Origin of the sequence: Synechococcus sp. MIT S9507 (assembly GCF_047304715.1) — a bacterium.
Classification (GTDB): domain Bacteria; phylum Cyanobacteriota; class Cyanobacteriia; order PCC-6307; family Cyanobiaceae; genus Synechococcus_C.
Map to the genome: position 1 here is coordinate 1,217,866 of NZ_CP138970.1, position 19,294 is coordinate 1,237,159.

Annotated in this window: 19 protein-coding genes and 1 riboswitch; of the genes, 8 read left to right on the plus strand and 11 right to left on the minus strand. The window is 59.1% G+C overall.

Annotated elements, in window-relative coordinates; translation table 11 throughout:
* Positions 1-39 precede the first annotated feature (39 nt).
* Positions 40-741 carry a ribonuclease III gene (gene rnc, locus SIB83_RS06500; RefSeq protein WP_413747138.1) on the plus strand — a complete coding sequence of 234 codons (702 nt, stop codon included), beginning with the start codon at positions 40-42 and terminating at the stop codon, positions 739-741.
* Here the strand turns inward: rnc and SIB83_RS06505 are convergent.
* Positions 723-1,550 carry an ion transporter gene (locus tag SIB83_RS06505; protein WP_413747139.1) on the minus strand — a complete coding sequence of 276 codons (828 nt, stop codon included), beginning with the start codon at positions 1,548-1,550 and terminating at the stop codon, positions 723-725. The genes rnc and SIB83_RS06505 overlap by 19 nt on opposite strands.
* A gap of 5 nt (positions 1,551-1,555) precedes the next feature.
* Positions 1,556-1,738 carry an NAD(P)H dehydrogenase subunit NdhS gene (locus SIB83_RS06510; protein ID WP_066910270.1) on the minus strand — a complete coding sequence of 61 codons (183 nt, stop codon included), beginning with the start codon at positions 1,736-1,738 and terminating at the stop codon, positions 1,556-1,558.
* 35 nt (positions 1,739-1,773) lie between these two features.
* On the opposite strand from SIB83_RS06510, the gene rimM reads away from it, so the two are divergent.
* Both rimM and SIB83_RS06520 read left to right on the plus strand, forming a co-directional pair.
* Entirely contained in the window at positions 1,774-2,352 is a 579-nt protein-coding gene (gene rimM, locus SIB83_RS06515; RefSeq protein ID WP_413747140.1) for a ribosome maturation factor RimM, read from the plus strand.
* Between the two features lie 63 nt (positions 2,353-2,415).
* A complete protein-coding gene (locus tag SIB83_RS06520; protein WP_413747141.1) occupies positions 2,416-3,888 on the plus strand; it encodes a mannose-1-phosphate guanylyltransferase/mannose-6-phosphate isomerase in 1,473 nt (490 codons plus the stop codon).
* On the opposite strand, the gene glmS is transcribed toward SIB83_RS06520, so the two are convergent.
* Both glmS and psaC read right to left on the minus strand, forming a co-directional pair.
* The gene (glmS, locus tag SIB83_RS06525) at positions 3,875-5,779 is read right to left on the minus strand and encodes a glutamine--fructose-6-phosphate transaminase (isomerizing) (protein ID WP_413747142.1); all 1,905 of its coding nucleotides are present in this window, start codon (positions 5,777-5,779) and stop codon (positions 3,875-3,877) included. The genes SIB83_RS06520 and glmS overlap by 14 nt on opposite strands.
* A gap of 77 nt (positions 5,780-5,856) precedes the next feature.
* Entirely contained in the window at positions 5,857-6,102 is a 246-nt protein-coding gene (psaC, locus tag SIB83_RS06530; RefSeq protein ID WP_006850103.1) for a photosystem I iron-sulfur center protein PsaC, read from the minus strand.
* Positions 6,103-6,271: 169 nt separating this feature from the next.
* On the opposite strand from psaC, the gene acpP reads away from it, so the two are divergent.
* The 4 genes from acpP to SIB83_RS06550 all read left to right on the plus strand — a co-directional run bounded on the left by acpP (position 6,272) and on the right by SIB83_RS06550 (position 10,888).
* Positions 6,272-6,514, plus strand: a complete 243-nt coding sequence (gene acpP / locus SIB83_RS06535) for an acyl carrier protein (protein WP_066910276.1) — start codon at positions 6,272-6,274, stop codon at positions 6,512-6,514.
* An 11-nt stretch (positions 6,515-6,525) separates the two neighbouring features.
* On the plus strand, positions 6,526-7,773 hold the full coding sequence (gene fabF, locus SIB83_RS06540) for a beta-ketoacyl-ACP synthase II (RefSeq protein WP_413747143.1): 1,248 nt from the start codon (positions 6,526-6,528) through the stop codon (positions 7,771-7,773).
* Positions 7,774-7,859: 86 nt separating this feature from the next.
* Positions 7,860-9,869 (plus strand): transketolase, encoded by a 2,010-nt coding sequence (tkt, locus tag SIB83_RS06545; RefSeq protein ID WP_413747144.1) that lies wholly within the window; start codon positions 7,860-7,862, stop codon positions 9,867-9,869.
* An 80-nt stretch (positions 9,870-9,949) separates the two neighbouring features.
* On the plus strand, positions 9,950-10,888 hold the full coding sequence (locus SIB83_RS06550) for a UDP-glucuronic acid decarboxylase family protein (RefSeq protein ID WP_413747145.1): 939 nt from the start codon (positions 9,950-9,952) through the stop codon (positions 10,886-10,888).
* A gap of 66 nt (positions 10,889-10,954) precedes the next feature.
* On the opposite strand, the gene thiC is transcribed toward SIB83_RS06550, so the two are convergent.
* The 6 genes from thiC to ruvB form a co-directional block, all read right to left on the minus strand.
* A complete protein-coding gene (gene thiC, locus SIB83_RS06555; protein ID WP_413404406.1) occupies positions 10,955-12,355 on the minus strand; it encodes a phosphomethylpyrimidine synthase ThiC in 1,401 nt (466 codons plus the stop codon).
* Between the two features lie 45 nt (positions 12,356-12,400).
* A riboswitch (TPP riboswitch) is annotated at positions 12,401-12,509 on the minus strand.
* A gap of 31 nt (positions 12,510-12,540) precedes the next feature.
* On the minus strand, positions 12,541-13,167 hold the full coding sequence (locus SIB83_RS06560; RefSeq protein ID WP_413747146.1) for a HEAT repeat domain-containing protein: 627 nt from the start codon (positions 13,165-13,167) through the stop codon (positions 12,541-12,543).
* Positions 13,168-13,171: 4 nt separating this feature from the next.
* Entirely contained in the window at positions 13,172-13,402 is a 231-nt protein-coding gene (locus tag SIB83_RS06565) for a DUF3188 domain-containing protein (RefSeq protein ID WP_413747147.1), read from the minus strand.
* Entirely contained in the window at positions 13,399-14,571 is a 1,173-nt protein-coding gene (locus SIB83_RS06570) for an amidohydrolase (protein ID WP_413404412.1), read from the minus strand. Before SIB83_RS06570 ends, SIB83_RS06565 begins: the two co-directional genes overlap by 4 nt.
* A complete protein-coding gene (locus tag SIB83_RS06575; protein WP_413747306.1) occupies positions 14,568-15,350 on the minus strand; it encodes a tetratricopeptide repeat protein in 783 nt (260 codons plus the stop codon). The genes SIB83_RS06570 and SIB83_RS06575 overlap by 4 nt, the downstream gene beginning before the upstream one ends.
* 211 nt (positions 15,351-15,561) lie before the next feature.
* Positions 15,562-16,626: a Holliday junction branch migration DNA helicase RuvB gene (gene ruvB, locus SIB83_RS06580; protein ID WP_413747148.1), complete on the minus strand. Its 1,065-nt coding sequence runs from the start codon at positions 16,624-16,626 to the stop codon at positions 15,562-15,564.
* Positions 16,627-16,690: 64 nt separating this feature from the next.
* On the opposite strand from ruvB, the gene smpB reads away from it, so the two are divergent.
* Positions 16,691-17,185 (plus strand): SsrA-binding protein, encoded by a 495-nt coding sequence (gene smpB / locus SIB83_RS06585; RefSeq protein ID WP_413406155.1) that lies wholly within the window; start codon positions 16,691-16,693, stop codon positions 17,183-17,185.
* A gap of 27 nt (positions 17,186-17,212) precedes the next feature.
* Here smpB and SIB83_RS06590 read toward each other — a convergent pair whose 3' ends face one another.
* Positions 17,213-19,288, minus strand: coding sequence for a protein kinase domain-containing protein (locus SIB83_RS06590; protein ID WP_413747149.1), 2,076 nt, complete (start codon positions 19,286-19,288; stop codon positions 17,213-17,215).
* Between the last annotated feature and the right edge of the window lie 6 nt (positions 19,289-19,294).

Sequence of the window (19,294 nt, forward strand, 5' to 3'; positions counted from 1 at the left end):
GAAATCCTTCTGCAAATCCACCGTTCTGAACTGACCCCCATGAGCCAGCAACCACTCCCACTGGAGCAGCTCTGGGAGGCTCTCAGTCAGCCCCGCAAAACGTTGAAGCAGGTTGATGCAGCGCTGTTACAAGAAGCTCTCACCCACACCTCCAGCGGCCTCAAGCCGCACCATGAGCAACTGGAATTTCTGGGTGATGCAGTGCTGCGGCTGACGGCGAGCGAATTCATCGCCTCCGCCTACCCCCAGATGCCCGTGGGCGAACGCTCCAACCTGAGAGCCCAACTGGTGAGCGACCGCTGGCTGGCAGAACTGGGAGCCAGCATTGGGATCGCTCGCTGGTGGCGAATCGGTTCCAAAGCAAGCGGCGACAGCGCTGCAGCAGCCACCATTCGCGCAGAACTCAGCGAAGCCCTGATCGGCGCGCTTTACAAAATCGACGGCCTGAGCGCCGTCCATCAATGGCTGACTCCCCATTGGCAGCTCAGTGCTGAGGCGGTTCTTTCCGACCCACACCGCGCCAACTGCAAATCGGCCCTCCAGGAATGGAGTCAAGGCCGGGGACTTGGCCTGCCCACTTACACCAGCGAAGAAATGAACCAGCGCCATGGCGACCCACGTCGCTTTCGCTGCACGGTGAGTCTTCCGCCAAAACTTACGGCTGAAGGTTGGGGGCGCTCACGACGTGATGCCGAGCAGCAGGCCGCTCGGGCCGCTCTCGATCAGCTCGATGGAAATTGAGTAGGTACACCAAGCTCAGCCCCGCATTGGTCGCAATGGCTGGCCTCGCGGCGATGGTCACGAGAACCACAGTCACTGCAAGCACGCCTGTCCTGACGGGCCTGCTGAATCGATTCCACCGTGACGATGCCTGTGGGAATGGCGATGATCCCAAAGCCGAGCAACATCACCACTGCCGCAAGCAGACGACCCAAGACGGTCTGAGGCACAAAATCGCCATAGCCCACCGTGGTCATGGTCACGATGGCCCAATACACCCCCTGTCCAACGGTCTGAAACTGGGTGTCGGGATGACCGCTCTCGATCAACACCATCAGATAACCCAGCACCACCTGCGCCATCACCACAAAAAACAGAAACACTCCGATGCGACGGGCACTGGCGCGCAGTGCACGGCCCAACATCTGCGCCTCATCCAGAAAGCGCAGCAACTTGAATACCCGCAGCACACGGGCAAACTTGAAGACCCACAACACTAGGCCGCTGCGGATCTGCGGCACGAAAAAAAACAGAACCGCCGAAAGATCAATCAGCCCGTAAAAGCTGCGTGCATAGACCAGCGGCTTTGGGGACACCCACAGATGCAGCAGGTAGTCCGCCATGAACACCAGCAAGCAGAAATCTTCAAGCCTGCCCACCCAGGCAGGAATTTCCCCAGGCGTTGCCACTCGCATCGGATGCGGTTCCACCAGAAGACCTGCCACGCTCAGCAGAATCGTCCCGAAGATCACCAGGTTGTAGATCCGACCTCGACGAGTATCTGAATCAAGAACGACTCTCCGGAGCCGCTGGCGCAGAGCCAACTCCATCAGCCTCAATCGGCGCTGAGATCTTTCAGGCGCAGGGTGACGAGCTTGTCCCAGTTACCGCCTTCAAACAACACGGCAGCACGGTCGCCACTGATGCGCTGCACGAAACCGGTGTAGCCGTTGTAGATGGAGCGCTGATCCACCACGGTGACCGTTGCACCGGGAAGGATCGGAGCGGCGGAGGCCATTCACTCAAAAACAGTCGTCGGGCCATTATCGACAAATGCCTCATGCCCTGTCATCCGTGGCCATCGACTCCGAGTCCCAGCACGCATTCCCTGACGATCAGTGGCTCCCGATCGGCAGGGTGGTGGGAGCACAGGGGTTACGCGGCGAGCTGCGCGTCAACCCTGCAAGTGATTTTCCGGAACGCTTCACAAAGCCAGGCCCCCGCTGGCTGCAGACCCAGGGAACATCACCTAGAAAAGTGAACCTCACCACTGGGCGGCAACTACCGGGAAAAAGTCTGTTCATCGTTCGCTTCGAGGGGGTCGACAGTCGAGAAGCCGCCCAGGCTCTGGTGGGTCAGAAACTTCTGGTGAATTCAGCAGATCGACCCGAGCTGCAGGAAGGTGAATTTCACTTGCTCGACCTGGTTGGCCTTGAGGCGCGTCTCGAGAACTCAGGCGAAATGATCGGCCTGGTGAGCGATCTGATCAGCGGTGGCAATGATCTGCTTGAGGTCACGCGAACTGACGGCCGCAAATTGCTGATTCCTTTTGTGGAGGAGATTGTTCCAGAAATCCACCTCGAAAAAGGCTGGCTGCTGCTCACACCTCCGCCGGGATTGCTCGATCTGTGACGCAGGGCAATGACAGGTCTTGACTGGACAGGCAAGAATGGTTAGCCAATCGCCACTAAACGCGTGACCACCCCCTTAACTCCGGTGATCCTCTGCGGTGGCACCGGCACCCGTCTCTGGCCCCTCTCCAGAGCCAGTTACCCCAAGCAGTATTGGCCACTTGGCGGCAGTGGCGAGGAAACTCTGCTGCAACAGACCCAGCAACGCCTGGAAGGCATTGAGGGGCTCAACGCTCCTCTGCTGATCTGCAACAACGATCACCGTTTCATCGTGGCCGAGCAGATGCGCCAGATCGGGGTCGAGCCTGGGGCCATTCTGCTCGAACCCATGGGGCGCAACACGGCACCAGCTGTCGCCGTGGCCGCCCTGCAGGCCACGGCCCGCGGTGAAGATCCACTGCTGCTTGTTCTGGCTGCAGACCACGTCATTCGCGATGCAGAGCACTTTCAATCGGCGATTGAGGCGGGTCGCATTGCAGCAGAGGCGGGGCGACTGGTGACCTTCGGCATTGTGCCGACATCTCCTGAAACCGGCTACGGCTACATCGAAGCCGCCGAATCGCTAAATACCATAGCCCTGAAGCCGGTGCCGATAGCTCGCTTCGTGGAAAAGCCAGACTTAGCCACCGCCGAACAGTTCCTGGCCAGCGGACGGTTCACCTGGAACAGCGGCATGTTTCTGTTTAAAGCCAGCGCCATGCTCGCAGAGCTTGAGCGTTTAGCACCTGAAGTGGTGAGCTGTTGTCGAGCCGCACTTGAACAGGATGAGGCGGATCTCGATTTCCTGCGCCTCGAACGCGAAGCCTTCGCCAAGTGCCCCAATGTGGCCATCGATGTGGCCGTGATGGAACAAACCAAACTGGGGTCAGTACTGCCTCTCTCAGCGGGTTGGAGCGATGTAGGCAGCTGGAATGCCCTGTGGGACACCGCCGATCACGACGACGATGGCAATGTGCTGCGCGGAAGGGTGATCAGCGAAGGCAGCCGGAACTGCTACCTGCGCAGTGAACACCGCCTCGTTGTAGGTCTGGGCGTGGAAAATCTGGTGGTGGTCGAAACTGATGATGCCGTTCTGATCGCCGACCGCAGTCAGGCTCAGAACGTCAAAACGGTTGTGAAACAACTTGAAGCCGATGGCAGCCCTGAGGGCAAAGCTCACCGCAAAATTTATCGCCCATGGGGCTCCTACACCGGTGTGGTGGAAGACAGTCGCTGGCAGGTCAAACGCATCTCGGTGAAACCAGGCGCGAGCCTCTCGCTGCAGATGCATCATCACCGCGCCGAACACTGGATCGTGGTGAGCGGAACAGCACTGGTGGAACGTGATGGCCAGACAGAGATGGTCGGCGAGAACCAGAGCACCTACATCCCGCTCGGCTGCAAACACCGTCTTACCAATCCGGGTCGCATCCCTGTGGAACTGATCGAAGTGCAGAGCGGTGCCTATCTGGGTGAAGATGACATCGTGCGCTTCGATGACGTCTACGGCCGCAGCGACGTCGCAGCAGCAGCCCAGGCTGCAATCACTCCACAGTGACGCTCTTGGCCAGATTCCTGGGCTGATCCACGTCCAGACCACGGTGAGCTGCAATGTGATAGCTCAGCAGTTGCATAGGCACCACCGTGAGCAAGGGGCTGATCCACTCGCTCGCGTCAGGAACCGGAAGGAGTTCATCAAACAACTCCGTATCGGCGCAGATGGGGGCCACACCGATCAGCTGGGCATCCCGGGCCTTGGCTTCCTGTGCGTTACTGAGCACTTTTTCGAACACGACTCCTGGCACAGCAATGGAGATGACCGGTACATGCGTATCGAGCAACGCAATCGGTCCATGTTTCATTTCGCCGGCCGGGTAACCCTCTGCGTGGATGTAACTGATTTCCTTGAGTTTCAGAGCCCCTTCCAGAGCAATCGGGTAGTTGATGCCGCGCCCGAGGAAAATCACATCCTGGGTTTCTGCAAAACGGTGGGCCAACGCCTCCGAAAGCTGATCATGTTGCTCCACAAGGGCACTGAGTTGCTGCGGCAAACCACGCAACTCACTGACCAACGAAGCAATCTCTGACTCGCTGCGGCTGCCGCGCCGTGCTGCAAAGGCCAGTGCAAGGGCATAGAACGACAGCAACTGACCGAGGAATGTCTTTGTGGCTGCAACACCGACCTCGATGCCGGCTCCAATATCAAGGATGTAGGAGACCTGGCGAGCCAGTGAACTCTCCACCCGATTGGTCACGCCTAACTGACGAGCGGCATAAGCCGGATCCGCCTGCACCTGTCGCCGCTCAGCGTCCATGGCCAGGGCTGCCAAGGTGTCTGCCGTTTCACCGGATTGGGTGACGCCGATGGTGAGCGTGTTGGGAGCGAGTGGAGGTGGTGAGTAGCGAAACTCACTGGCATAAAAGACAGTGGTGGGAATTCCCGCAAATTGCTCCAGCAGATAAGCCCCAACGAGAGCGGCATGTCGACTGGTGCCGCAGGCCAGAATCTGAATGCGCTCGATTCCGGCGTAAAAGTCTTGATCAAAAGGCAGGGCCACAGGATTGGAGCCCTGCAGATTCAGCGGCAGATGCCTTTCCACCCACAACCGTGCTGTGTCTGGCTGTTCATGAATCTCCTTGAGCATGAAGTGGCGGAACTGGCGCTTGTCGGCCACCTGGTCCTCCCCGCTGAGCAAAGAGGGACTGCGCTGCTGACGCTCACCCTCAGCGTTGTAGAGCTCAATGCCAAGGGGACTGAGCAGCGCCACCTCTCCATCTTCAAGGGGCAAGATTGTGCGGGTGAAGCCAGCCAGCGCAGGCGTATCGCTTGCACAGATGAACTCTCCCTCACCCAAACCGATCAACAGGGGCGCTGCTTTGCGAGCGACCACCAGAGCGCCTGGAACATCAGCCCACAACACCGCAAGGGCATAGGCACCCTGCAGTGTCGGAAGCACGGTTTGCACAGCCAGCAAAAGCGTGCTGCCGTCGGCAGGCAAACCATCACTGCGCAGCCGCTGCAATTCCGCTGAAAGCAGATGCGGAATTACTTCGGTATCGGTATCTGAGCGGAAGTTGACTCCTGCACCGGCGAGTTGCTCACGCAGTGCCCTGTGGTTTTCGATGATGCCGTTCTGCACCACGGCCACCTGCCCAGGGCCATCACAGTGAGGGTGAGCGTTGTGCTCCTCGGGCTTGCCATGGGTTGCCCAGCGGGTATGGCCGATTCCACAGAAACCAGGCGCAGATTCCTGCTCCACCTTCTCGGTGAGATTCACGAGCTTGCCCTTGGCACGAATGCAATGAAGCCTGGCGGCAGAGTCTGAGGGCGAGGTCTCGATGGTGGCGATACCAGCGGAGTCATATCCGCGATATTCCAGTTGCCGCAAACCCTCCAGCAGCAGTGGCGCTGCTTCTCTGGAACCAATCACCGCAACGATTCCGCACATACAAAAAAGCCCGGCAATGCCGGGCAGAGCTTATGGGTAAGAGGGCTGTAAAGGAAATTCCGTGGTTGGTGCGCCGATCAGTACGCAAGACCCATGCTTCTGGTGGTCTCGTCGCCCAGATAAACCCTGATGCTGAGAAAGTCGGTGGGGCAGGCCGTTTCACAACGCTTGCAACCAACACAGTCTTCTGTGCGAGGTGATGAGGCGATCTGACCAGCCTTACAGCCGTCCCAGGGCACCATTTCGAGCACATCAAGAGGGCAAGCGCGGACGCACTGTGTGCAGCCGATGCACGTGTCGTAGATCTTGACGGCGTGGGACATGCTCCCGTCTCGCAGTAGGTGACTTGGGAATAACTTAAAGGGGAGTGTTGAGACTGAGGGCTGGCTCGTGACGGGACGTCACTGTTGTTAACGCCAGGTTCGGCGTCGAGTCACGAAGTTTGAAAGAACGAGGCCAGCCCGTAGGATGCGGCGTCCCGTCTTCACGGCCATGTCCCAGGAAGCGATCCTCGAAAAAGTCCGCTCGATCGTGGCAGAGCAGCTCAGCGTCGATGCAGGCGAAGTCAAGCCCGAATCCAATTTTCAGAATGATCTGGGTGCTGACTCCCTCGACACCGTCGAGCTGGTCATGGCACTGGAAGAGGCCTTTGACATCGAAATCCCAGACGAAGCGGCTGAAGGCATCGCCACAGTCGGCGACGCCGTCAAATACATCGAAGACAAGCAAGCCTGAGGATCGGCAGCATGGTGGAGGGTCTCCAACGCGTTGTGGTCACGGGCCTCGGCGCGGTGACGCCGATCGGCAACAACGTCGCCGAGTACTGGTCCGGCCTCACCTCCGGCAGGAATGGTGTAGCAACTATTTCACTGTTTGATGCCTCACGGCACGCCTGCCGATTCGCCGCTGAAGTAAAGCAATTCGATCCGGCTGGATTCATTGAACCCAAAGACGCAAAGCGCTGGGATCGGTATTGCAAGTTCGGTGTTGTCGCAGCCAAGCAGGCCCTTGACGATGCAGGTCTGAAGATCACCGAGGCCAACGCCGACAGGATCGGAGTGAGCGTTGGCTCCGGAGTCGGAGGCCTGCTCACGATGGAAACCCAGGCCCATGTGCTTGAAGGGAAGGGTCCCGGACGGGTGAGTCCGTTCACGGTGCCGATGATGATTCCCAACATGGCCACCGGCCTGGCAGCGATCGCCCTTGGTGCAAAGGGGCCGAGTTCGGCCGTAGCCACAGCCTGTGCTGCGGGATCGAATGCGATCGGAGATGCATTCCGTCTGCTGCAACTTGGCAAAGCTGATGCGATGGTTTGCGGCGGTGCTGAGTCCGCCATCACGCCGTTGGGAGTGGCTGGTTTTGCCAGTGCCAAGGCACTGTCCTTTCGCAATGATGATCCAGCCACGGCCAGTCGCCCGTTCGACAAGGAGCGGGACGGTTTTGTGATCGGTGAGGGCTCAGGGTTATTGGTGTTGGAAACACTGAGTCATGCCGAAGCCCGCGGCGCAACGATCCTGGCTGAAATTGTTGGTTATGGAACCACATGCGACGCCCACCACATCACCTCTCCAACCCCCGGCGGTGTTGGCGGTGCAGCCGCGATGCGTCTTGCCCTGGATGATGCTGGCCTCAACGCTGAAAGCATCGATTATGTGAATGCTCACGGCACCAGCACCCCTGCCAACGACAGCAACGAAACTGCCGCCATCAAGAGTGCCCTTGGCCATCGCGCCAGCTCAATTCCGGTGAGCTCAACCAAGTCGATGACCGGCCATCTGCTGGGCGGCTCCGGGGGCATCGAAGCCGTGGCTTGTGTGCTTGCACTGCAGCACAATGTTGTCCCTCCAACCATCAACTACAGCAATCCCGACCCCGACTGTGATCTCGATGTAGTGCCCAACACCGCCCGTGAGCACACACTGGGAACGGTGTTGTCCAACTCGTTCGGCTTCGGCGGCCACAACGTCTGCCTTGCCTTCAAGCGCATGAACTGACCCCCTGGTTCAGGTTCACCACCGGTGCCCCTGACCATGCTGTTTCAGACTGCTCCAACCTCTTATTGCTTCTCCAATCTCACGCCATGGTCGCCGCGCCCGCTTCTCTCGACACCCTCTGCATCAACAGCATTCGCATGCTGGCCGTGGATGCAATTAACAAGTCCAAGAGCGGCCACCCTGGCCTGCCGATGGGTTGTGCGCCGATGGGGTACACCCTCTGGGACAAGTTCCTGCATCACAACCCCAAGAACCCCAAGTGGTTCAACAGAGATCGCTTCGTGCTGTCAGCCGGCCATGGCTGCATGTTGCAGTACGCACTGCTGCATCTCACCGGCTACGACTCGGTGTCGATCGATGACATCAAACAGTTCCGCCAATGGGGCTCAAAAACACCGGGACACCCTGAAACCTTCGAGACTCCTGGCATCGAAGTGACCACAGGCCCACTGGGCGCTGGTATTTCCAATGCTGTGGGTCTGGCGATTGCGGAGTCTCACCTCGCCGCGAAGTTCAACAAGCCCGACGCGACCGTTGTCGATCACTTCACGTACGTGATCATGGGCGATGGCTGCAATCAGGAAGGGGTGTCTTCCGAAGCAGCGTCATTGGCTGGCCACCTGAAGCTGGGCAAACTGATTGCTCTTTACGACGACAATCACATCACCATCGATGGCCGCACGAACGTGTCCTTCACCGAGGACGTGCTCAAGCGTTACGAAGCTTACGGCTGGCACGTGCAGCACGTCGCTGACGGCAACACCGATGTGGATGGCATCGCCAAGGCGATCGAAGCCGCCAAAGCTGTCACCGACAAGCCATCGATCATCAAGATCACAACCACCATCGGCTTCGGCTCACCCAACAAGAGCGATACCGCCGGCGTGCACGGAGCTCCCCTCGGAGACGAGGAAACGGAACTGACCCGCAAACAGCTGGGCTGGAACTACGGCCCCTTCGAAGTTCCCCAGGACGCTTACGACCAGTTCCGACAGGCCATTGATCGCGGGGCCAGTTTGGAAGCAGAGTGGAACCAAACCCTCGCCACCTATCGCTCCAAGTACCCGGCAGAATCAGCGATGTTCGAGCGCATGCTGCGCGGTGAACTGCCCCATGGCTGGGACAAGGACCTTCCCACCTACACCCCTGATGACAAGGGGCTTGCCACCCGTAAGCATTCCCAGATCTGCCTGGGTGCTCTTGGCCCCAATCTGCCTGAACTGATTGGTGGCTCAGCAGACCTCACCCACTCCAATTACACAGACATCAAGGGTGAAACAGGGTCTTACCAGCCTGAAACCCCCGAAAAGCGCTATTTGCACTTCGGTGTGCGTGAGCACGCCATGGCAGCAGTGCTGAACGGTATCGCTTATCACAACAGTGGCTTGATCCCCTACGGCGGGACCTTCCTGGTCTTCGCCGACTACATGCGCGGCTCGATGCGCCTGTCGGCACTGAGCGAGCTGGGCGTGATCTATGTGCTCACCCACGACTCCATTGGCGTTGGTGAAGACGGACCCACACACCAGCCGATCGAAACAATCCCTTCACTCAGGGCCATGCCGGGAATGCTGGTGTTCCGACCAGGCGACGGCAACGAGACAAGCGGTGCCTACAAGCTGGCGATCGAGAATCGCCATCGCCCCAGTGCGCTCTGCCTCAGCCGACAAGGCATGGTGAATCAAGCCAACTCCTCGATTGAGAAAGTGGCACTGGGTGGCTACATCCTCGAAGACTGCGACGGAACCCCCGATCTGATCCTGATCGGTACCGGCACCGAACTCGACCTCTGTGTGCAGGCCTCCAAACAGCTGAACGCCGACGGCAAAAAGGTCCGCGTTGTCTCGATGCCCTGTGTTGAATTGTTTGACGAGCAGAGCGACACTTACAAGGAAGAGGTGCTGCCCAGTGCTATTCGCAAGCGAATCATCGTTGAAGCCGCAGAAAGTTTCGGGTGGCATCGCTTTATCGGACTTGATGGAGACAGCGTCACCATGAATCGCTTCGGGGCTTCAGCCCCTGGCGGCACGTGCATGGAGAAATTCGGCTTCACCGTGGAGAACGTGGTGGCCAAATCCAGAGCGTTGCTTGGCTGAGCACAATTTTGCAGAATGCACGAAGCGGAGGATTGAATCCTCCGCTTTTTTTTGATCAGCACCATTGAGATCTGGATCAGATGCGTAATCTCATCACCGGCGGGGCTGGATTTCTCGGATCCCATTTGGTTGATCGCCTGATGCAAAAGGACGAAGAAGTCATTTGCCTGGACAACTATTTCACAGGAAGAAAGTCGAATATCAGCGAATGGATTGGACATCCTAATTTTGAACTCATTCGCCACGATGTCACTGAACCGATCAAGTTGGAAGTTGATCGAATCTGGCATCTGGCCTGCCCCGCTTCACCGATTCATTACCAGTTCAACCCAATCAAAACAGCCAAAACAAGTTTTCTTGGCACCTACAACATGCTGGGCCTGGCAAGACGGGTTGGCGCTCGCTTCCTGCTGGCAAGCACGAGCGAAGTTTACGGAGATCCAGAAATTCACCCACAACCGGAAAGCTATCGAGGCTGCGTCAACACGATCGGAATTCGCAGTTGTTACGACGAGGGCAAGCGCATTGCCGAAACCCTTTGTTTCGACTACCAGCGCATGCACGGCACGGAGATTCGGGTGATGCGCATCTTCAATACCTATGGACCGCGCATGCTCCCAGACGATGGACGTGTGGTGAGTAACTTCATCGTTCAGGCCCTCCAGGGAAAACCTCTGACGCTCTATGGAGAGGGCAATCAAACCAGATCGTTTTGCTATGTGGATGATCTGATCGAAGGCATGCTTCGACTGATGAGTGGGGATACATCCGGTCCCGTCAATATCGGCAACCCCAATGAATTCACCATCCGCCAGCTGGCTGAGCTCGTACGTGATCAGATCAACCCCAACCTTGAACTGATCCGCAAGCCACTACCTCAGGACGATCCTCTCCAGCGCCAACCCGTCATTGATCTTGCCAGGAGGGAACTGGGCTGGGAGCCGAAAATCTCCCTCCAAGAAGGACTTCAACCGACAATCAATTGGTTTCGAGAAACACTCGAAACCAGAACCAGATAACCAGAAAACTCTGAAAATCATCACCCAAAAAATCAATGATCCTGGGTGATGCTCTTCAGAGCGGACTTACTCAGCCTTGTCCATTTTCACCCCGGACAATTCAGCTCCACCTTTCACCTCCAGCACCTTCTCCAAACCTTCGAGATCCTCATCGGTGATCTTGGTCTGCATCGGACAGTGCTTGGGGCCACACATCGAGCAGAATTCAGCCTGCTTGTAGATATCAGCAGGCAGGGTTTCATCGTGATATTGCTTGGCCCGCTCGGGGTCCAATGACAATTCAAACTGCTTGTTCCAGTCGAAAGCGTAACGAGCCCGGCTGAGCTCATCATCCCGATCACGGGCACCTGGACGATGCCTGGCGATATCGGCCGCATGTGCCGCGATCTTGTAGGCAATCAAACCCTCACGCACATCGTCGGCATTGGGGAGACCCAGGTGCTCTTTCGGTGTCACATAACAGAGCATCGCCGTGCCATGCCAGCCGGCCATGGCCGCACCGATCGCCGAAGTGATGTGGTCATAACCAGGTGCGATGTCCGTCACCAGAGGGCCCAGAACATAGAAAGGTGCCTCGTTGCACTCCTCCATCTGTTTTTTCACGTTGAACTCGATCTGATCCATCGGCACGTGGCCTGGACCCTCAACCATTACCTGAATATCCTTCTCCCAGGCACGACGCGTCAGTTCACCAAGGGTGTGGAGCTCGGCAAGCTGAGCCGCATCGGAAGCATCGTGCTGACAGCCCGGGCGCAGCGAATCACCCAGTGAGAACGTGCAGTCGTAACGCTTGAAAATCTCGCAGATGTCGTCAAAACGCGTGTAGAGCGGGTTCTGGCGGTGGTGATACAGCATCCACTGGGCGAGTATGCCCCCTCCGCGACTGACAATCCCGGTGATACGGCCTTTCACCTTCACCAGGTGCTCAATCAGCAGCCCAGCGTGGATGGTCTGGTAATCAACCCCCTGCTGACAGTGCTTCTCGATGATGTGCAGGAAGTCGTCCTCAGAGAGGCGTTCAATCGAGCCATGCACACTTTCCAGCGCCTGATAGACGGGAACCGTGCCGATCGGCACGGGCGACGCCTTGATGATTGACGTTCGAACCTCATCCAGGTTGACGCCACCGGTGGACAGATCCATGACGGTGTCGGCACCGTATTTCACCGCCAGATTCAGCTTCTTGACCTCTTCCTCGGCATCAGAGGCGTTGGGTGAGGCGCCGATGTTGGCATTCACCTTGCACTTGCTGGCGATCCCGATCGCCATCGGCTCCAGATTTTCATGATTGATGTTGGCAGGGATCACCATGCGCCCCCGTGCCACCTCCTCCATCACCAGGGTCTCGGGCAGGTTCTCCCTCCTGGCCACATAGACCATCTCCTCGGTCACCAGGCCCTGACGGGCGAAATGCATCTGGGACACGTTCGGCTGTCCGCGACGGGACTGAACCCAGGAAGCACGCATGATCCATTCAGCGAAGGAACTGCCAGGAGCCGGCCAGCTGGCCGCAGATCACATTGGTCACTTCCCTGTCGCCGGAATGACCCGGATCAGGTTCGGAGGGTGTGATCTCAGCCAATGGGATCGCAAACGATCCAGGGCACCCCTAGTGGTGCTCCATTACTAGCAACGCCGTTGGGAACACACCGTCAACGCAGCTGCAATCCGTTCAGCGCCGCTGCCACAACACGGTGGTCAACGTCTTTCTGGAGGGGCAACAACAGAGTTCTGGCCTGCTCACCGATCGGATGATCAGCGTTTTCACGCACAATCCGGCCCAGGATCTCCGCCCCGCTGACGCGCACCGTGCCGTCTCCATCCGTGATCGCTGCACTGGCCAGCTCCAGCAGCCAGCCGAAATCGATCTCTGATTGTTCCGCCAAAGCCGAAAGAATGCTGCAACGCACTAGCCAGGCGCTGTCGACATCGAATGCGGCTTTCAGCAAGGGCCAGGCTCGCGCAACGCCATAACTGGCGAGGGCATTGGCCGCCTCGGCTCGCACATTCGCATCAGCATCGCTGCGCAGCAGCCGCTCCAGCACGATCCAACCCTGCTCGGTGCGCTTGTATCCCAGACCGCTGCAGCTCAAGGAGCGCACCAGGAAGGCCTCCTGCTCACTGCCCAGCACCAGAAGAGGAACAGCATCCTCATCGCTGCAGAATCGCAACTGGGTGAGCGCCGGCATCGCCCTGACTGGATCACCTGAACCGATGGCCTCCCTGAGAGCGTTCAGATCGGGCTCACCCCCCTGTGATTGTTGCGGTGTGGACGACATCGATTCAATTCTCCTGAAAACGGCTGCTTCGTAAAGCCACCAGCAGCTGGTGGCGACGGCGGCGGCGACCAACCACTGCGTGGATCACCAGGCCGGAACCCACCAGGATGGCAGGAACAGACTGCCAACGCTCCGTGCCCTCACGCTGGACAAGGGCCAGAACTCCCAGACCGATCAGCAGGGGAGCCGCCAGGGACAACAACACATGCAGACGCGTGCGAGGCGGGTGATTCATGGTGTCGGTTCCCAGGCCAACATGACAGCCGTCAGCACCCGAATACCGACCCCAAGGCAGCGTTCATCAGGGAGAAAGTGGCCGTTATGCAGCGGCGCACATCCCTCAGGGCCCGCCACACCGAGGCGAAACATCATTCCTGGCACATCTCTGATCAACTCGGCGAAATCCTCGGCCCCCAGAGAGGGCTGCTCCAACCGCAGGACCTGATCCGGGCCTAACTGTTCGATGGCACATCGCTCGAGCAGAGCCGTGAGCCTGGTGTCGTTATCAACGGGAGGCGCAATACAGCGATAACGGACTGTGGCCGTGGCGCCGAAACCCTCGCAAAGAGACCGAACCGTTTGCTCGATCCAAGTGGGCAACTGTTCATGCACATCGTTGGACAGACAACGAACCGTTCCAAGCAGGGTGACCCGATCGGCAATCACGTTGAACGCCTTGCCCCCTTCGATGCGTCCGAAACTCACCACCACAGGGTGAAGGGCATCAAGCCTGCGACTGATGGCTTCCTGGAGCCCCGTGACCACCCTCGAAGCGATCCAGATGGCATCAACCGACTGATGAGGCCTGGCACCGTGGCCAGCCTGACCATTGATCTCGATCTCCAGCTCACCAGCCGCGGCCGTCAGGCTGCCGCTGCGCAAACCCACGCTGCCCACTGGCAAGCTGGGAAAAACGTGCAAACCCAGAAGGGCGTCCAGCCCCTCAGTGGCTCCCGCTTCACGCATCCAGCGAGCACCCTGCGCGATTTCTTCTGCAGGCTGGAACAGCAAACGCATCCCAACGGGTAATTGCGGCTCAGCCGCCAGCAATCTGGCGACCCCCAGACCGACCGTGCTGTGCAGATCATGTCCGCAGGCATGCATCACGCCCTGCCGCAGGGAGGCATAGGGCAGGTCCGTTAGCTCTTCAATGGGAAGTGCATCCATATCCACTCGCAAGCCGAGTTTCGGGCCCTGTTCGGGGCCAAGATCAGCCACTAGACCCGTGCGACCCACGCCTTCGCGAACGCGCCAACCGGCCTTTCGCAGGTCTCCGGCGATCAGAGCAGCAGTGTGATGTTCTTCACCGCTGAGCTCAGGATGGGCGTGCAGATGGCGGCGAAACTCGATCAGCTCCGGCAACAACGCTTCCAAACGCTCCGACCAGGTGGCTGTGAGATTCATGACATCTCAAGAGCGAGAAACCGCTCAAGATCGGCAATCGGCCGGGGAGGCCAGCGACGCACCTCAGCAAGCCAGGCCGAATCGCTGTAACTGGGATCAAGACCTGAAGCTGCAGCCCAATGGCTTTCCGCTTCACCTCGCGACCCCTTACTCCAGAGCAAGGCACTCAAGGCTGCCCGTGCATCGGCGAACATCGGGTAGCGCCTGATCAGATTGCGCAGGTTTCGTTCGGCTTCCTTCAGATCATTGAGCTGGTACAGAGCCAGCGCATCACTCGCTCTGGCCATCGCAAATCCAGGCCTGGCATCGGCCGCCAAGCGATAGAGACGCTGGGCTTCCTGCCATTCACCCTCAGACCCACGCACATTGCCGAGGTTGTAGAGAGCCGATGCATCGTCTGGATTCCGCTCCAGAATCCAGTCGTAGTCTGCCGCGGCCTCGGACCAGCGCTGCAGAGCCTCTTCAGCAGTCCCGCGATTGAGATGGGGATCAGCATCGTCTGGTGCCAGCTCCATGGAACGGGTCTGATCGGAGATGGCACCCTCCGGATCACCAAGCATCAGTCGCACATTGCCGCGGTTACTCCAGGCCGCTGCATCGTCAGGGGCAATCTCCAGAACCTGATTCCAGACAGGAAGTGCTTGCTGCGGATCCCCCGCGCGACTGAGCGCAAGTGCACGATCAAACAGCTGTGGCAACTGATCAACCTCGGCAGCGAATGCGGCGCCGGGAATCGCCATCAGCAGCAGCGGTAAGAACCAGCCGGCGAGACGAAGCATCCATCTCATGCGCCTGACCCCCGGTCATTGCATGAACCCGAATGACAACTCGACACCACGATTCGCATCACACTGAGCGAGGGGTGATGAGTAGATCATCTGGTTGCAACCAAAACAGCTGGGTCACTGTTTTTTCAATCTCAGAGCATTTGTTCAGCGTATCGAGCACAACCGGCTCTGTGAGAAAGCTGAATAAACCTCAGATCTGTCATCAGGCCGCAGCGAGATGGTCGCGGCCTGCTGCAGTCACCACCCGGCCACGCGGAGTGCGCTGCAGGAACCCGAGCTGAAGCAGATACGGCTCAACAACCGATTCCAAGGTGCTTGGATCTTCTCCAAGCGCTGCGGCCAGAGTGTCCAGTCCGGCAGGACCACCCCCGTGGGATTGGAGCAGCAGCTCCAGCAGCCTTCGGTCACTGGCATCGAGTCCACGACCATCCACTCGATGAAGGGTGAGAGCTTCATCGACCAACAGTCTGTCGATCGGCCCGGAACAGTCACGGACACAGGCCACATCTCGCACCCGACGCAGCAGCCGGTTGGCAATGCGAGGCGTCCCCCTGCAGCGGAGAGCAATCTCAGCGCAGGCATCAGCCGTCAGATCAAGCGCAAGCAATCCTGCAGCGCGCTCCACAATCGACCGCAAGTCGTCCAGGCCATAGAACTCCAGACGCTGAATCAAACCGAAACGATCACGCAGCGGTGAACTCAGCGCACCGGCTCGTGTTGTGGCGCCGACCAGGGTGAAGGGAGGAAGGTCCAGCGAACGGGTACGTGCGGTGCTTCCCTTGCCCACCGTGAGGTCAAGTCGGTGATCCTCCATCGCCGGATAAAGCAGCTCCTCAGCCACCCGACTCAATCGATGAATTTCATCGATGAACAGCAGCTCCCGTGGCTGCAGGTTCACCAACAGACCAACGATGTCGCGGGGGCGCTCAAGAGCAGGGGCACTGGTGATACGGCACTTCACCCCCAACTCTTCAGCCAGCACCATGGCCATGGTTGTCTTGCCCAGACCGGGAGGGCCGTAGAGCAGCACATGATCGAGTACATCTCCCCTCCCCAGCGCGGCTTTCACCGCAATGCCAAGCACCTGTTTGAGCTCGCGTTGACCGATGTAGTCCCGCAGACACCTGGGCCGTAATCCGTCGTCACGTGACGCAGGCACTGCCGGATCGAGATCATCTCCTGGCTGCCGGGCCGCGTCGACAACCCGATTGGGCTCACGCTCCTTGCGTGGACGCGGGGATCCTGCGCTTGAGGAAACAATGGCCATGTGGGAAGAGTACCGAGACCTGGATAGGGTCGGAGCATCAAGCGGCCGAAAGGCCAGACAGGCCATGGCCAAAGGTGGAGGCAAGAAAAACGCGGCAGCAAGGGCGGCGGCCAATCGCTTGCTGGCTGACAACAGGCTCGCCAGGCATCAGTACGACATCCTCGAAACTCTGGAAACCGGCATTGAACTGGTGGGTACCGAAGTGAAATCGATCCGGGCTGGCCAGGCCAACCTCAGGGACGGATTCTGTCTGATCCGCAATGGGGAAATGCAGCTGCACAACGTGCACATCTCACCCCATACCCATGCCAGCGGTTATTACAACCACGATCCGCTGCGCGTACGCAGGTTGCTGGCCCACCGACGCGAAATTGACAAGCTGCGCGGGCAACTTGATCAGAAGGGGCTGACGCTGATCCCTCTCAACATGCACCTGCAGGGATCCTGGATCAAGCTCACCATCGGTCTCGGCAAAGGCCGCAAGTTGCATGACAAACGTGCGGCCGAAAAGGACAAACAGATCAGGAAAGAAACACGGGCTGCCATTGCGCGCTACTGAATCACTGCTGCCTTAAGCACAGCGGTCTCAGGGGTTCTGATCACTGAACTGCCGCCACGGTGCAATTGATTCAAGGGTGGATTCAAGAGTGGACTCTCGGTTGGATCCATCGGTTGTATCGGTCTCTTCAACAGGGGGATCCTCCGCACCTGCAGGCCTTGGACCGGGAGGTTCGGGAAGCTCCTCGACGGGGCCCTGCACCCCGGTCGCCGGATCGGGAATCGGGTTGAGGTCAACCTCCGGCAACGGCGTCGGTGCCGGTGCATCGGCACGGCAGGAGAGTGTCAGCAAGCCTGAAGACACACCGTCATTGGTCACCAATACCTGAACCGGCGATCCAGCTTCCACCGGCAGAGTCACAACACGCAGCGGTCCTCGCTCGGCAGCCACCTCACCATCAGATCCGTAGACAGTCATCTGCATCAGTGGTGTGCCGTTGATGCCCAACACCAGCCGGCGACCCGCTGGGACTGAAATCGAGATCAGGCGTGCACCACCAGCTGGCACGCGACTGGAAAGAACCGTGGGCGCCGGTGAACGCGCTTTGACCTTTTCAATGCGGACATCCTCAAGACTGCGCAACGCTGCGGCGATCCACAGCTGACGGAAAGGCTCGGGCGGCTTGCCCCCTGCAGGAACGCCCGGAAGCAACGCCTGTGCCGAAGCGCTGACCAGCTGCTCCACGACCTTATTGTTCACGCCCTGCGACACAAGAGCCTGGCGCTGCTTCTGCCAATCAGCAGGCTTGAGCTGTCCAAGGCGACTGCGCTGCCCTGGCGGCAGTTGCTCAACCCTGGCTAACCACTCCTCTGCGAGTTCATTCCAGACGCTCCTCAAAGGCGCGTCTTCGAGGGAATCGCTGGGCAGGCGGCCACCACGCTCCGGGAAACGGGCCATCAGGCTTGCATCCACCAACTGCAGAAACCAACTGCGATCAACTTGCAGGGCACGCAGACGACTGAGCAGCTGCTGGCGTTGATCGACCTCCGCAGGAGGAAGGCTCGCGGAAGGAGAACGACCGATCACGTCACGCTCAGTGGAGGGGGCACCCGCAGGGGGATTGCCGCGCGTCAGCAGAAACCAACCGATGGCTGTTCCAACCAGAGCCGAAACCAGCAGGGCACCGACCACCGGCCATAAACGGCCTTCTGCCGCAAGCTGACGCTGCTCTGCGGAGGGCCGGCGCCGTTTTTCCTGCTGATCAACCGCGATTCTCGGCAGGTCAGGAGACCCATTCGCAGCGGGCAGTGAGTCATCTGCAACCACAGGGGCCAGAACCAGGGTGCGATCGGCACGGGGCTGTGGCCCTGTTGTTTCAGGCATCGACACAGCCTGCAAAGCCTGAAGGGCCTCAGCAGCGCTTTCAAAACGGTGCTCAGGCTGCTCAGAAAGCAAACGTTCCAAGACCTCCCGGTAGGAAGGATCGAGGTCGAGATCGGTGGGCAGCAGCCAGCCCTCTTCATCGCCCTTCAACAGCTGCGCGGGAGGTCGACCGCTCAACAGGGTCAGAGCCGACACGCCAAGACCATGCAGATCCATCCAGGCTGCAGCAGGTGCGCGTCGCACCTGAGCGCGAGGAGCAAAGACCGGCGACGCAGCAGTCAGAGGCTGCTGACCACTGCGCTGCAACAAGCCGAAATCCAGCAACACGGGCAGACAATCCTGATCACGCCTGAGCAGGTTGCGGGGGTTGATGTCGCCATGAACCAACTCCTGACCATGCAGCACTGCAAGCGGCGGCAGCAGCTGCCTCATCAGCAGGAGCACCTCACCGGAGCCGAACACCAACTGACGCTGCAGACGTTGGTTCTGGATCTGGCTCAGAGTGGAGCCCTCCTGCCACTCCCGCACGAGCCAGAGGCTGCCCTGTTCCTCGAGCAGACCTCCAAAGCGTGGAATCTGCGGATGGAGCAGTGACTGCATCGATGACCACAGACTGCGGAAACGGTCCTGGGTCTTTTGATCGTTGAGTTGCCGCAGCGCAACAGGTGCGTCAGACGCCAGCTGATCAGCGGCACGCCAGAGGATCCCCTGGGGATGGTCCGGATCCGAAGACAGACAGCTGTCCAGGCGATACCGGTCGGCCAGCAACGTGCCGATCACAAAGGA